This window comes from Vibrio sp. Vb1980, from assembly GCF_033338615.1.
GTDB classification, from domain to species: Bacteria; Pseudomonadota; Gammaproteobacteria; order Enterobacterales; family Vibrionaceae; genus Vibrio; species Vibrio alginolyticus.
This window is the reverse complement of sequence record NZ_JAWOSZ010000002.1, coordinates 23,319-37,555: the sequence shown is the minus strand read 5'-3', so window position 1 is coordinate 37,555 and position 14,237 is coordinate 23,319. Positions and strand designations below refer to the sequence as shown.

Below are 14,237 nucleotides of genomic sequence, written 5' to 3'. Positions count from 1 at the left end.
GTGCCCTATTTCTCTTTGTTTGTTGAGTGAGCAAGGAGCGCTCACTGGCAAAAGGATCGACTATATGACAGAGCAAGAATACTTTACCGTCCATCATAACCTCACCATCAACGTCGAAACGTTGAGTGCGGACTTTGCTTTGCCAGATGAAGAAACATTTGCCTCCGAAATTCCAGCACCATTTATTGTCGCCAGTGAATTTAGTCACTTAGATATGTTGGCAGACAACGCGCGTCTAGGGCTGAAAAACAAAGAGTTAAAGCATGTGATCAACTTGCTTGATACGCAAAACGCGAAACTTAACCTCTTGTTGAGCTTTATGCTTTCACAACAAGATGACGCCTCCATTCGATATCAAACGACGCAGTTTGGTGCTAGTCAACTCAGTTTCCGCTCAGATACAGCGTTAACTACTCAACAACTCGTTCGTGTTAAACTGTTCCTCGATCACCCTGCTGCGGCGATTTACTGTTACGCTCAAGTAGAAGAATGTGATGCTTCAGAGCAAGATTTCATTATCACGCTTAGATACAAGATGCTCCGAGAATCTGATCAAGATTTACTGATAAAGGCGGCACTGTATCAACAACAAAAACTTTTACGTCAGCGCTCGATGGAGCGAGATAAAAAATAATTCCTATGACAAAAGCAACGATTCTTTCCGTCACAAACCCTTCAGAGCGTGGCGACAAAAAACAGCTAGGTAATTTGCCGGGCGCAGCTCTACCTCTAGCCATTGCAGAGCTGGCCAAGCAGCATTCGAGTCACTCGCTACTCGTTGTGCCTGACCCGCAAATCGCTTTAAAGCTTCAGGCAGAGATTGAGCAATTCACCGACCAAACGGTAAGCCTGTTCCCCGACTGGGAAACGCTGCCTTACGATAACTTTTCTCCGCATCAAGAAATCATCTCTGAACGTATCGCACGCCTATACCAACTGCCAAGTCAACGTGATGGCATAACCATCGTCCCGGTCAGTACAGTATTGCAACGCCAATCGCCACGTGATTTTCTGTTGCAACACACTTTAATGGTGAAAACTGGTGATCGGCTCTCGCTAGAGAAGTTACGTGTACAACTTGAAAATTCAGGCTACCGCCATGTAGATCAAGTATTTGGGCCAGGTGAATATGCAAGTCGTGGGTCTATTCTGGATCTCTTTCCTATGGGCAGCAATGACCCGTACCGCATCGACTTCTTTGATGATGAAATAGATACCATTCGCACGTTTGATCCAGAGAACCAACGCTCTATCGACGATATTCAGCAAATCCAATTGCTGCCTGCACATGAGTTCCCAACCACTAAAGAAGCGATTGAAGATTTCCGTACACGTTGGCGCACCCAGTTCGACGCACGCCGCGAGCCTGAATCAATCTACATGCAAGTGACCAAAGGCACGTGGCCCGCTGGTATTGAGTATTGGCAGCCGCTGTTTTTTGACCATACCGAGACTTTATTTGAATATTTGCCAGAAGACTCTCAAGTCATCACATATGGTGATATCGAATCTGCGGTCGATACTTTCTTAACCGATGTCGAATATCGATACGACCAGAAAAAAGTTGATCCGCTGCGTCCTCTTTTGACTCCTGAACAGCTTTGGTTGAAAAAAGACGAACTTTTCAGTCAACTAAAACAGCTCCCTATCGCTCAATTGAGCCTAGATAAAGTGGTTAAGCGTGCCGGTCGTCAAAACCTACCAGTACAATCGTTAGCCGAGCTTGGCGTTCAACAACAAAATAAAGAGCCGCTCTCGCGCCTTCGTCAGTTTAGTGAGCAATTCAGCGGCAAAATCGTTTTCTCGGTAGAGTCAGAAGGTCGTCGTGAAGCACTAACGGAGCTGTTGCAAGGCATCAAAGTTCGGCCGGTCGTACATGGCTCACTTTACCAAGCTCTAGACTCGGGTGATCGATTCAGCTTGATCTTAGGCGCAGCAGAGCATGGTTTCATTCACGAAGAGCTGAACTTCGCTCTGATCTGTGAAAGTGATCTACTCGGTGACCGTGTTATCCAGCGACGCCGCAAAGATAAAAAAGCCGTCAACAGTGACACCGTTATTCGCCATCTTGCGGAACTAAAACCCGGTCAACCTGTGGTTCATATTGATCACGGTATTGGCCGCTACATCGGTTTACAAACACTTGAAGCCGGTGGCATGAAAACGGAATACGTCACCCTTGAGTATCAAAACGATGCCAAGCTCTACGTGCCAGTTTCATCACTGAATCTTATCAGCCGTTATTCTGGCGGCGCTGAAGAGAGTGCGCCACTGCATAAATTAGGTGGTGAAGCGTGGGCAAAAGCACGTCGTAAAGCGGCAGAAAAAGTGCGTGATGTCGCAGCAGAATTGCTGGATGTGTATGCTAAACGAGAATTAAAACCTGGCTTCAAATTTGAGCTAGATCGTGGGCAATACGCAACATTTAAAGCAACATTCCCGTTTGAAGAAACAGATGACCAAGCGATGGCCATCAATGCCGTATTGTCAGACATGTGCCAGGCAAAAGCGATGGATCGCTTAGTGTGTGGTGACGTGGGCTTTGGTAAAACGGAAGTCGCTATGCGCGCAGCATTTGTCGCAACGGATAACAGTAAACAGGTCGCCGTACTCGTACCAACAACCTTGCTTGCTCAGCAGCATTTCGAAAACTTCCGTGACCGTTTTGCCAACTTACCAATCCGAGTTGAAGTACTGTCTCGTTTTAAATCTGCCAAAGAACAAAAAGTCATTCTGCAAGACGTTGCCGATGGTAAAGTAGACATTGTCGTTGGTACGCATAAGCTGCTTTCGAGCGACATTAAATTCAAAGATTTAGGTTTGTTGATCGTTGATGAGGAACACCGCTTCGGGGTTCGTCAAAAAGAAAAAGTCAAAGCAATGCGTGCGGATGTGGACATTCTTACCCTCACCGCAACACCAATTCCACGCACACTGAATATGGCAATGAGTGGCATGCGAGACCTGTCGATCATCGCGACACCTCCTGCACGCCGTTTAGCCATTAAAACCTTTGTTCGACAAAAAGAAGAGCCAGTGGTCCGTGAAGCGGTACTGCGTGAAATTATGCGTGGTGGTCAGGTTTACTTCCTGCACAATCAGGTTGAAACCATTGAAAAAACGGCAGAAGACTTACAGAAACTCATCCCAGAGGCACGTATTACCGTGGCTCATGGTCAAATGCGCGAGCGCGAACTTGAGCGAATCATGAATGACTTCTACCATCAGCGCTTTAATGTGTTGGTGTGTACAACCATCATCGAAACCGGTATCGACGTACCAACGGCGAATACCATAATCATGGATCGTGCGGACAATCTTGGCTTGGCGCAGTTGCATCAATTACGTGGCCGTGTTGGACGTTCGCACCATCAAGCCTATGCTTACTTATTAACGCCACATCCAAAAGCCATGACCAAAGATGCCATCAAGCGTCTTGATGCGATTGCTTCACTGGAAGACTTAGGTGCTGGCTTTACGTTAGCAACCCACGATTTAGAAATCCGTGGTGCTGGTGAGCTGCTTGGTGATGAGCAAAGTGGGCAAATTCAATCCGTTGGTTTTACACTTTATATGGAAATGCTGGAACAAGCAGTGCAAGCATTAAAAGAAGGCAAGGAGCCATCTTTGGATGAGCTGCTTCGTGAGCAAACTGAAGTGGAAATGCGAATCCCAGCGCTCTTACCAGATGATTACATTCCGGATGTAAACACACGACTGTCGATGTACAAACGCATTGCGAGTGTCACAAGCAGTGATGAACTATCAGAGCTAAAAGTGGAACTGATTGATCGCTTTGGTCTGCTTCCAGACGCAACAAAGAACTTACTTGCCGTCTCAGAATTGAAAATTTCGGCTGGTAGTTTAAAAGCGAAAAAGATAGAAGCCCATGATAAAGGTGGATTTATCGAGTTTTACCCTGATGCTGACATAAACCCAGCGTATTTAGTTAAACTGCTGCAATCACAGCCGCAAAAATTTGCAATGGAAGGTCCAACTAAGTTCAAGTTTAGCGTACCATTGGTGGACCGACGTAAACGCATTCAGTTTGTTCAAGACTTACTGAATGATTTTAAACAGAATTTATTACCAACGAGCTAATAGTCGAATGAGAATACTGATCCCGTTATTGCTTCTATGTGTCTCAATGCCCTCTTGGGCACAGCGCCAATTTGATATTGAAGTGATCATTTTCAAGCGAGCAGTCGACGCTGAAAGCACAACAGAATCTTGGCCGAATCAACTGCCAAAAATCGATATGGAAAATGTCGGTAGCCTAGAGAGTGAATCCTACCGCCGCTCTAAAGGCGTAACACTTTTGCCAAGTTCTTCTTTCCGTCTCAACGCGCAAGAAGCGGCACTAAATAATCATGCCGGCTTTAAAGTGCTTAAACACGTAGCCTGGCGTCAAGGTGACCGAGGTAAATCTAGCGCCCCAATTTTCCGCATCGTTGGCGGGCGAGATTTCTCTGATTCTTATCAAGCAGATGGCCGCCCAATCAATGGCAATCAAACATTTTCCAGCGACGGTTACAGTGAAGAGACGGTCAATGGTCCTTTATATGAACTAGATGGTCGATTCCAAATATACGTACAGCATTATCTCTTCGCCGAAACAACACTAGATCTGCGCGAACCAAGTGTTAGAGAGGTGCGTTTTGAACCAACCTCAACTGAGCAATTGGCGGATGACTTAGGTGAAGTCGATGGTAACGTCCAAGTCGGTAACTTGGCAGAAATATCGCCGACAGTAACCGAAGAGAAATTCCTGAAGAGTTATCGAATGGATCAAAAACGTCGTATGCGTAGCAGCGAGACTCATTACCTAGATAATCCGTTGATGGGTATGATCATTCAAGTTCGTCGGGTTCGATAAGCACGAGCGGTTCGACAAAGCGCAGCAAAGCTGCGCTTTGTTTTTATCTGCTATACCTCAGTTATTCCTAACCAACGCAGAGCAAGGAAAATAGCTGCGTTCAAGTATAAATAGACAGCTTTCAATTTACTTACACTCAACATGGAAGTCGTATTAGTTCATGAGTCCAGACTTTGAAATCATTGCGCCCCGCTTAGCGCTCAAGCTCATCCCTGCTGAAGAAGCACATTCACTACAACGATTACTTGCAGAATCCCCTTCGCTGCACCAATGGCTTGACTGGTGTGATAAAAACGTCACATTGAAAACCGCGCAGGATTTTCTGTTGGCAACCCGTCTTAACTGGGTCAAAACTGAGGCTTTTGGTTTCGGTATCTATGAGCGGCAAAGTAACACTTTGGTAGGAATGGCAGCGGTTAATGAGTTATATCATACGTTTAATATGGCGAGTATTGGTTACTGGGTTGCCGACCGCTATCAACGGCAAGGCTATGCCCAAGAAGCCGTTAAAGCCTTAGCAGAATTCTGCTTCGCAAAGCTAAGTTTAACTCGACTAGAGATTGTTTGTGACCCCGACAACGAAGCTAGCCAAGCCTTAATTGAGTCCGTCGGTGCACAAAAAGAAGCCATCGCCAGAAACCGGTTTATTTTTCAGGGTAAGCCTAAAGATGGCGTTGTGTTCTCACTTTTACCGACAGATCTAACATAAACAAAAAGCCACCGACTTGCGGTGGCTTCTGCATTTTTTAAGATACAACACATCCACACAGAGTGGATTTAAAACCTTAGTGCAGCTTAAGGTTTGGACGCAGCACGCGATTAATGCGGCCGACGAGCATCATCAGACCGGTTTTGAATACACCATGCAACGCCATTAGGTGCATGCGATACAATGAGATGTAAACGACACGAGCAATACGGCCTTCTACCATCATCGACCCTTTAGTTAGGTTCCCCATCAGACTACCAACGGTTGAGAAGCGACTTAGAGACACTAATGAACCGTGATCTTTATATACGTAGTCTTTCAACTCGCGCCCGTTGATCTTCGCGACGATGTTACTAAATGCCTGGCTTGCCATTTGGTGTGCAGCTTGAGCGCGTGGCGGCACGAACGAACCGTCAGACTGGGTGCATTGTGCTAAGTCACCAATAACAAAGATGTCATCATCTCGTGTTGTCTGTAGTGTGTTTTTCACTACAAGCTGATTGATACGGTTCGTTTCTAAGCCAGCGATATCTTTAATAAAGTCTGGAGCTTTGATACCCGCAGCCCAAACCATGATTTGAGCTGGGATCTTCTCACCATCTTTTGTAGTAAGGCCATCTTTTTCAGCTTTAGTCACCATAGTGGCGGTGCGCACGTTTACGCCCAACTTCACCAACTCTTGATGAGCAGCAGAAGAAATACGTGGAGGTAACGCTGGTAAAATACGCTCACCTGCTTCAATCAGATTGACGTTCAACTTGCTAGAATCAAGATCACCGAAGCCATAAGTGCGCAGCTCTTTAACAGCATTATGTAACTCAGCTGATAGTTCAACGCCAGTTGCACCAGCACCAACAATAGCAATATCGACCGTACCGTTACCGTTTTTCGCGTGCAGCTTTAGGAACTCGTTGTTCATTTCTGTACGGAAACGGTGTGCTTGCTCAGGGCTGTCTAGGAAAATACAGTTTTCACGAACGCCAGGCGTGTTGAAGTCGTTTGATGTCGAGCCAATTGCCATCACTAGAATGTCGTATTCTAGCTCACGGCTTGGCATAAGAAGTTCACCGTGTTCGTCTTTAAGCTCACTTAAGATGATCACTTTACGTTCACGGTCGATGTCTTGAAGACTACCCATTTGGAAGTCGAAGCTGTGGTTTTTTGCATGAGCTCGATAGCTCAGTGCATCTACTCCTTCGTCCAAAGAACCTGTAGCAACCTCATGCAATAATGGCTTCCACAAGTGGCTCGCTTTTCGATCGACTAGCGTAATTTGCGCACGGTTTTTGCGACCTAGAGTTCGACCAAGCTTAGTTGCCAACTCAAGACCACCTGCACCGCCGCCTACAACGATAATGCGTGTCACAATGATTTTCCTCTACAAAAATGAATATATGGGGTTCAGCTCGATGCATGACTCACAAACATTTGTGGCATCCATCCAACCGATGAATTCTTGGTTCTTAGAGGTGTCTCAATTACTTGGATTAAAAAACTGCCACTCACCTTGATTCTTTATCTATCAATGACTTGTCAGGGTTTGGCATGTTTATCTGGTACGCATACGACGCCAGAATTTTTTGGGCAAGTTTATTACTCGCTCTCAATTTTTTTTGATATTTATCAAATTATTTTAGTCCGGTTCATTATATAGAGACCAACTTTGAAGGCAACCAAAATCCGTGTAACGAGTACGGATTGACTACTTTTCGACTACTCTACAACAAGGTGTTCGTGCTACATAGGAGGGAAGTAAGAAAACGGTAAGGAGAACACAATATTCAAAGCGTTAAACCAAGAAAATGTGCCTTTCAAAGAGACAGTGGCTCGGCATACTCAAGAGAAGGAATCGCAGCAAAGCAGCCAATAAAAACGCCGCTTTACTGTCTACACTCAACATTAATAAGTATTTTTAAATGCCTTTATCGCTTGTAAATGATGAGAGATTTTTTTGAACTTATGAGACTGAGTTTCATCCCAAATGATTTGATAGTGTTTTTCTAACTCAGCTGCCGTTTTCGAATTGTCATGCACTTCATCATCTTTAGAGAGAATCACTAAGCAGTGCGCTTGATTTTTCGCTCGGAACTGATCAACACATTTTGTTGCGATATCTTCGTACTCTTCTGGGCGATCGATTCGACCAGCCATCGTTTTTTCTGGGTGCAAGTTCGGGTTGAACATCACTTGCTTGATACCGCATAGAAAACCAATTCGCTCAGACCAGTAACCACCTAAACCAACCCCACAGATTAACGGGTTTGGGTCATCAGATTGATCGATAACTTTAGACACTTCTTTTAACAAGTGTTGCATGTCGTGCTTTGGGTGAAGGGTGCTGTAATTGATAAAACGAACGTCGTCGTCGATAAATTGCAGTTGAAGAACTTTTTCGTGGTTACCCGGGCTTGTACTGTCAAAGCCGTGTAAGTAAATAATCATGTGTACCTCTCCCTGTGTGTATCTGGTACTTTTATTAAAACTACCACTATTTCCTTACTGTTAAAGGGGAAAATATCACGAGTTCTCAAAACAGTGATCTTCCATACACAATGAGCCTTTCAACTCATACGCACTGTTTAAGTATTGTTCATCTCCCCACAATTTATAGGCAAGTAGATACCAGAGCATCGCCATCACCAAGGTTCTTGGTTGCCAAGCTTTTACACCTCTCAGCCAAAGAGACACATCTTCGACACCTCGAATTTGGCAATACTGCTTTACCGCTTCTTCCACAGGCGAATTCGCGACCTGAATAGTTAAGGTCAAATCAAGCCTAGGGTCAGCAATCCCGGCATACTCCCAATCAATGACTTTCACCCCACTCTCTCCTCGCACTAGGTTGTAACACCCCAGATCGAAGTGACATAGGGCAAGCGGAACAGGTGCAACGTTCGGTTCCGTGCGCCACTTCATGTACAAAGCCTCAAACTCCGTACCCACATACTGACCATCAAGCTCAAGCCAATAATGATCGATGCGAGAAATATATGAAAATGGAACCAAAGGAATTGCGCTTATCGGATATTGATGAATCTTCGCCGCAATGGATAATAAATCGCTTAGTGCTAAGCCTGACTCCGTCAGTGCCTCTCCTTCTATCCATTCCACCAGCAACCCTTGCTCATGAATAAAAACTGGCTTGGGGCCAATTTCCAATGAAGAGACTGCATTCAGCACTTGATATTCACTGTGACGAGAAATTGAAAAAGCCTTGCAGACATGACTGGTCGGTCGCCAGATGTATGCAAGGCCTTGAGAAGATTCCAACCGCCAACAGCGGTTGGTTAGCCCCCCGGTAACAGTTTGTACTTTTACCGGAGGCTCCGTAAAGAAGCCATCGAGAGCATTAAGACTCGGATCTAACTGTTTTGCTTGTTGCCAAGAAAACCATGCCATTGATGACTTCTCCACCCTGTTCGATTAAAGACCGAATAGGCTCTTAGATTGCGCTTTACGAATTTCAGTTTCATCCGCCCACTCAATCAAACCTGTTTCTAGGTCCATTAGGCGCATGGTCATCTTGTAGTATACATCTTTATCGCTACCTGCATTTTTCACAATGCTAGATAGGTTGCCGTAAAGCATGTATTGAGCACCAACCATTTTACCAAATTGGATAGCTGTGCTTTGGTTAACAAGCTCATCCGTATTTTGGAAGTTAAGTTGTTCACGCACAGACTCAACACGATCCATATCAACAAAACGGAACTTACCTGAGTTCAACATCTTAGTAGAGATCGTGTCAGTAATGGATTCAGTGTCAATATGTTCACTGGTTTTGTTCTTAATTCGCTCAACAAAAACGATAGGACGTTGGTCACGAGTAATTGCTGCTACAGAGCCCGACATCATCATGCTATCCACCATTTCAGCCGCGATTTTTTGTAAATCTGTTGAGCCAAAATCGATAGTCGTGGTTTCTGTTGCTTGCGCATCGCCGTAAGAGACTTTGTTAGAACAGCCACCTAAAATGACGGCAAGACCTAAAAGAGCAATAATACTTTTTTTCATGAGAGTTCCTTAGTTTTTCAATACCAGCGCATCGTTAGCGCGGCAGCTTCGGCAGAGCCGTTAAGATTAATCGTCTTGTGCTTCTCTAATTTGCACACGGAATTTTGTGCCATTTGGATTCACAGTAACTTCAGATAACGTGACTTGCTCAAATCCTCGCACAATCATTTTTCGCCACGGACCAGGTTTGGTATTCACTTCTAAACCATTGTTGTCATACCAATAAAATCGGTAAAGAATGTGCTGATCACCTTTGTAATTGCTACTCAGCTGCACGACTCCTCGTGGGCGATCATCAACGTAAGTGGTGGTGATGTTGTCAACTAATAAGCGACTACCTAAAACGTTATCATTAAAAAATACTTTTTGCGTTTGGCCATCAATTCGAATACCAGCCGTGTTTTCGGCGCATCCAACTAAACCAATAGCCATTGCTAAACAAACAAGCCATGCTTTCATTACAGTCTCCCTAGCTGTTTATGCCACACGGTTGAGTGTGCTCCCTGACGAGATACCCATACCAATGTAGTCTGCTGTGCAGGCACTTCAAACTGATAGGTTTGATCACCCAAGTTTAAACTTTGTGTTCCCGGTTTCACGATTTTTGAAGCCGTTTTCACTTGCGCTGGCAATGTTTGCCAACTTCTTGTATCTGGCTGTTCGGTCAATGTGTTCCATACATTGAAAAGTATGTTGCCCACATCATCGCCTTTTTTCGCCGCCTCTTTTCGGATTCGATCTTTTGCCCAAACACGAAGAGCTTGACGGATCACTATTGTAGTAAGACGTTCATTAAGATCGTTTTGCGCCATCGCATTAACATCAGTCAGCGTACTGGAAGGCAATACCTGACCATTTAAAACAACATCGCTAAAACGTTGAGCACCTCGGTTCTGATAATAAGGAAGCGCCAACGAATAAATCGCGCCATTATCGCGACTGTCGTAAATCGGTAAATCAATACGCCACCCTTTCATCGCCTCAACAACACCCTGCTCATCAATAACGATGACTCGCCCTTGTGACTGAGTTAATCCAGAAGGTGCTTTGCCATACCGCTTCTCTAGCATGCGCAAGTCTTCACGCATGCCCAGCTTCTTAGCAGCGTATAAGGTGCTTTCCACAACTTGCTTGTTGTCTGGCATTACAGCGAGTGCTCGTCGGTAATCAACATAAGCACTGTTTAAGTCTCGCGACGCTTCATATAACAAGCCAGAAAGATAGAACAGATAACCATTTTGTACCGCGCTTAGTTTTTTACCAGCATCAGGGTAGTTCGCTAACACACTGCCTAAATTGGCAGACATGCCTTGCTTGTTAAGGTCTTTCTCTGCTGCTTTTAGCTCTTTTTCACGCGCCTTTCTTGCTGCTTCCTGAACTTGATTAGCTCGACGCACTTCAACTAGTGCCCCTTCTAAATCGTTTTTCTGTAAGTAATTTAGTCCTAGATACAGGTGCAAAAAGCCAAGTTCGTAATCGGCGGGATGATAGTCTTGGAGATTGTCGTTCACTGCGAGAGAGCCGACGCTCGTTGCCGTGTCTGACACAGATATCGTCGCACGATCTTGTTGAACACGTACAGCACGATCGCTGCTTTCTAGCGCATTTAAACTTGTTGGGTAATCTTCAGCAAGAAAAGAGATACGACCTTTTTCAAAATTGCCAAGTATCTCGCCACCCACTTCACTTGATTGAAGTTGTTTTGCTTTGGCATATTCCCCTGCAACAACGGCTTGATAAACTTCTTGATTCTGGTTGCTGTAATGGCTAAACAGATTGCCCGCAGATAAATTCGCGCAGCCAGAGGCCATTAAAGCCCAGCTCATCAGCCCTAACAGCTTTACACCTAGTTTCACATTTATCTCCACAAATGTGTCATTCGACAGGAAAAAGAAGTGGGTGAATCGCCACCCACTTTTAAAAGCTTAGCTCAATACCATTGGACCTAGAGGGCGGCCGCCTAGTAGGTGCATGTGAATATGGTAAACCTCTTGGCCACCATGTGGATTACAATTAACGATTAGGCGATAGCCGTCTTCAGCAATACCTTCTTCTTTCGCTAACTTTCTAGCAACAGTGAACAAACGCCCCATCATTGCTTCATCTTCAGCTTCTACATCATTCGTTGTTGGGATCAGTTTATTCGGAATAATGAGAATATGGCTTGGTGTGCGAGGGTTAATGTCGCGAAACGCAGTCACCAAATCATCTTGATAAAGGATATCGGCAGGGATTTCCTTGCGAATAATTTTACTAAAGATCGTTTCTTCCGCCATGAGGACTCCATTTTATAAACGTAATTAGACCCCAATTAGTATGCGCCAACCAAAAGCGGAGCTCAATAAAAACAGTGTTCACTTAACATTATTAATCAAATGCTAATTAACGAGGCTTTTTTTGTCGTGTGCGTCATAAAATGCGCGTCACAAACTGAATACAATCCAATGAATTTTGTTACTTTTTTAAGACAATTATTATTTTTATACCCAAGTAAACTCAAAAATGCTTGGGTAGCTTGTCTATTTTTGGGAGAGGAAACTCACTTATGCGAGGTTCAGTTATTAAAAGGATGTATGCCGGCTTTGCACTGATCATCATCCTATTTGCCGTCACAATTGCCATTATGATGGGAGGAATGAGTGATATTCACGGAAAATTTGGCACGGTATCTAAATCATCCCTACCGTTGGTATCGTTATCTAATCAAACCAGTGTTGAGCTGCTTTCTGCCGACAAATCATTTAAAGACTTCCTGACAACAGAGAATAAACAACGCATGGATGAAATGCGTCAGGAATTTGCTAGATCTCAACAGCGCTTCGAATCCACATTGGCTCAACTGAAAACCGCAAGCCAAATTTACCCTTCTCTTGCCGAACCGTTTTCACAGTTAAAAACGTTAGAGCAGAGCTATTTTACAGAAGCTCTAGAGGCCATGGACAACTACGAAGCAATGTTCGCGGCTCAAGAAGAAGTGCAAAAATCCTCACGCCGCTTCCAAAAACTGAATACCGAACTGTCGGTTGGTCTTAAAGAATATGTGGCAGATCAAACCAGCATTTCTGTCAAAGTCATGGCAAAGAGCTACTTTATCAAGTTAAAAGATGCCGAAGTAATTACCTCTGATGCCCTCGCCAGTTCCAACCCTGAGTTTGTTACGCAAGCCGTAGCTAAAAACCGCAAAGCAGTAACGCACTTGAATTACGCATTCCGCGGGTTGGTGACTCAGCTTCCTGAGCTAGAAAAAGCTTTTGGCGAATCTGTAGAGCAATTTACTCGTGACGTTGGTATGCGTGGCGGTGTGCTAGACCAACATAATAATTACCTCAATGCTCGCGCCGCTTTGTATAACAATATCGCCAACCTAGCAAATAAAGTGGATTCAACCATGGCGATTCTTGAGCAATTCACGACAACCGCAACAGATAAGCTCAATGAATCATTGGCAGACGCAGGTGACATATATTCGGCGGGTGTAACGAAAGCCATCATCATTGGCGTTATTGTCGTTTTACTCGCGACAGCGATTGGCTACCACATCGCACAAAGCGTTCGCGAACCGTTGACTCGTATTCTAAAAGTGTTAGAAAGCCTGACTGAAGGTGATATGACACAGCGTATCGACATTCGCTATAACAACGAATTCAGCCGTGTGAGTGGACACATTAACTCACTCGCCGACAACCTTCACGAGATCTTGGTGAAACTCAACGAAGCGTCAGAAAACCTATCGTCAACCGCGACAACCAACGAATGCACCTCTTCGCAAGCACAAATTAAATTGAGCTCTCAACGCGAACAAACAGCAAACGTCGCTACCGCGATGACAGAAATGTCTCATTCAGTGCAGGAAGTCGCGCAAAGTGCGCAAGGCTCGTTAGAAATGGTGCAACGCGTCGAATCTGCCTCTGAAGAAGGTAGAAATGTTATGAGCAGTAATATCTCAACCATTAATCAACTAGAAACACGTTTGAACGAATCGGTCTCCGCAGTTTCTGAGCTACAAAAAATGAGTGGTCAAATTGGGTCTATCCTTGATGTGATCCGCAACATTGCGGAGCAAACCAACCTACTGGCATTGAACGCGGCAATTGAAGCGGCTCGCGCTGGTGAACAAGGTCGCGGCTTCGCGGTAGTGGCAGATGAAGTACGAGTACTCGCATCAAGAACGACTCAATCAACCACTGAAATTGAATCCATGATCAGTAATCTGCAATCTAGCTCGCAATCGGCGAACCAAGTCATACAAAGCTGTATGAGCGATATGGAGATGTCGGTTGAGCAAGCATCAAAAGCGAACAGCTCAATGGAAGAGATCCAGGCGCTAATCATTGAGATCAGCCAAATGAGTACGCACATTTCACAAGCAGCAGCAGAGCAAAGTGAAACATCAACAGACATTGCTCGCAGTATTGAAGATATCAACAGCATCGCCGATGAAAGTTTCCAAGCCATGTCGAGTATCGCACAAACCAGTGAATCACTGACCCACTTGGCTCATCAGCAAAATGAATTGGTCCACCGCTTTAAGTTATAAATACTTTATAATTAAGAGTATTAATTAGTGCAATCAACTGTATAAGGGCGACTTTTTGTTAAGTCGCCCTTGTTTTTTGTCGGCCATGTCTACATATGATT

12 protein-coding genes are annotated in these 14,237 nt (G+C 44.7%); 5 read left to right on the top strand and 7 right to left on the bottom strand.

Translation table 11 applies throughout. The features are described 5' to 3' along the window. The first annotated feature begins 64 nt into the window (after positions 1-64). The 4 genes from R7F64_RS03410 (at position 65) to R7F64_RS03395 (ending at position 5,585) form a co-directional block, all read left to right on the top strand. Positions 65-634: a hypothetical protein gene (locus R7F64_RS03410; RefSeq protein ID WP_065274290.1), complete on the top strand. Its 570-nt coding sequence runs from the start codon at positions 65-67 to the stop codon at positions 632-634. A 5-nt stretch (positions 635-639) separates the two neighbouring features. Continuing rightward, positions 640-4,101 carry a transcription-repair coupling factor gene (gene mfd, locus R7F64_RS03405; RefSeq protein ID WP_033905041.1) on the top strand — a complete coding sequence of 1,154 codons (3,462 nt, stop codon included), beginning with the start codon at positions 640-642 and terminating at the stop codon, positions 4,099-4,101. 7 nt (positions 4,102-4,108) lie between these two features. Continuing rightward, positions 4,109-4,876: a peptidoglycan binding protein CsiV gene (locus R7F64_RS03400; protein WP_021707672.1), complete on the top strand. Its 768-nt coding sequence runs from the start codon at positions 4,109-4,111 to the stop codon at positions 4,874-4,876. A 160-nt stretch (positions 4,877-5,036) separates the two neighbouring features. Further along, positions 5,037-5,585 carry a GNAT family N-acetyltransferase gene (locus tag R7F64_RS03395; RefSeq protein ID WP_005387823.1) on the top strand — a complete coding sequence of 183 codons (549 nt, stop codon included), beginning with the start codon at positions 5,037-5,039 and terminating at the stop codon, positions 5,583-5,585. A gap of 76 nt (positions 5,586-5,661) precedes the next feature. Here the strand turns inward: R7F64_RS03395 and R7F64_RS03390 are convergent, their stop codons facing one another. The 7 genes from R7F64_RS03390 to hinT all read right to left on the bottom strand — a co-directional run bounded on the left by R7F64_RS03390 (position 5,662) and on the right by hinT (position 11,875). Then, positions 5,662-6,951 (bottom strand): NAD(P)/FAD-dependent oxidoreductase, encoded by a 1,290-nt coding sequence (locus R7F64_RS03390; protein WP_005378463.1) that lies wholly within the window; start codon positions 6,949-6,951, stop codon positions 5,662-5,664. Between the two features lie 533 nt (positions 6,952-7,484). Next, the gene (ycfP, locus tag R7F64_RS03385; RefSeq protein WP_005378464.1) at positions 7,485-8,027 is read right to left on the bottom strand and encodes an alpha/beta hydrolase YcfP; all 543 of its coding nucleotides are present in this window, start codon (positions 8,025-8,027) and stop codon (positions 7,485-7,487) included. A gap of 75 nt (positions 8,028-8,102) precedes the next feature. Beyond that, positions 8,103-8,984, bottom strand: coding sequence for a thiamine kinase (thiK, locus tag R7F64_RS03380; protein ID WP_258509561.1), 882 nt, complete (start codon positions 8,982-8,984; stop codon positions 8,103-8,105). Positions 8,985-9,008: 24 nt separating this feature from the next. Then, a complete protein-coding gene (gene lpoB / locus R7F64_RS03375) occupies positions 9,009-9,599 on the bottom strand; it encodes a penicillin-binding protein activator LpoB (protein WP_005378467.1) in 591 nt (196 codons plus the stop codon). A 66-nt stretch (positions 9,600-9,665) separates the two neighbouring features. Continuing rightward, a complete protein-coding gene (locus tag R7F64_RS03370) occupies positions 9,666-10,058 on the bottom strand; it encodes a YcfL family protein (RefSeq protein ID WP_005378469.1) in 393 nt (130 codons plus the stop codon). Next, positions 10,058-11,455 (bottom strand): COG3014 family protein, encoded by a 1,398-nt coding sequence (locus R7F64_RS03365; RefSeq protein WP_025766940.1) that lies wholly within the window; start codon positions 11,453-11,455, stop codon positions 10,058-10,060. The genes R7F64_RS03370 and R7F64_RS03365 overlap by 1 nt, the downstream gene beginning before the upstream one ends. A gap of 69 nt (positions 11,456-11,524) precedes the next feature. Continuing rightward, positions 11,525-11,875, bottom strand: coding sequence for a purine nucleoside phosphoramidase (hinT, locus tag R7F64_RS03360; protein WP_005378473.1), 351 nt, complete (start codon positions 11,873-11,875; stop codon positions 11,525-11,527). A gap of 269 nt (positions 11,876-12,144) precedes the next feature. On the opposite strand from hinT, the gene R7F64_RS03355 reads away from it, so the two are divergent. Then, complete coding sequence (locus R7F64_RS03355) at positions 12,145-14,136, top strand: methyl-accepting chemotaxis protein (protein ID WP_318071463.1); 1,992 nt, start codon at positions 12,145-12,147, stop codon at positions 14,134-14,136. Positions 14,137-14,237: the final 101 nt, after the last annotated feature.

Bases quoted from the DNA above. Each gene is read 5' to 3' on its own strand.
- R7F64_RS03410 (WP_065274290.1), top strand. From the start codon at position 65: ATGACAGAGCAAGAATACTTTACCGTCCATCATAACCTCACCATCAAC.
- mfd (WP_033905041.1), top strand. From the start codon at position 640: ATGACAAAAGCAACGATTCTTTCCGTCACAAACCCTTCAGAGCGTGGC.
- R7F64_RS03400 (WP_021707672.1), top strand. From the start codon at position 4,109: ATGAGAATACTGATCCCGTTATTGCTTCTATGTGTCTCAATGCCCTCT.
- R7F64_RS03395 (WP_005387823.1), top strand. From the start codon at position 5,037: ATGAGTCCAGACTTTGAAATCATTGCGCCCCGCTTAGCGCTCAAGCTC.
- ycfP (WP_005378464.1), bottom strand. From the start codon at position 8,027: ATGATTATTTACTTACACGGCTTTGACAGTACAAGCCCGGGTAACCAC.
- thiK (WP_258509561.1), bottom strand. From the start codon at position 8,984: ATGGCATGGTTTTCTTGGCAACAAGCAAAACAGTTAGATCCGAGTCTT.
- lpoB (WP_005378467.1), bottom strand. From the start codon at position 9,599: ATGAAAAAAAGTATTATTGCTCTTTTAGGTCTTGCCGTCATTTTAGGT.
- R7F64_RS03370 (WP_005378469.1), bottom strand. From the start codon at position 10,058: ATGAAAGCATGGCTTGTTTGTTTAGCAATGGCTATTGGTTTAGTTGGA.
- hinT (WP_005378473.1), bottom strand. From the start codon at position 11,875: ATGGCGGAAGAAACGATCTTTAGTAAAATTATTCGCAAGGAAATCCCT.
- R7F64_RS03355 (WP_318071463.1), top strand. From the start codon at position 12,145: ATGCGAGGTTCAGTTATTAAAAGGATGTATGCCGGCTTTGCACTGATC.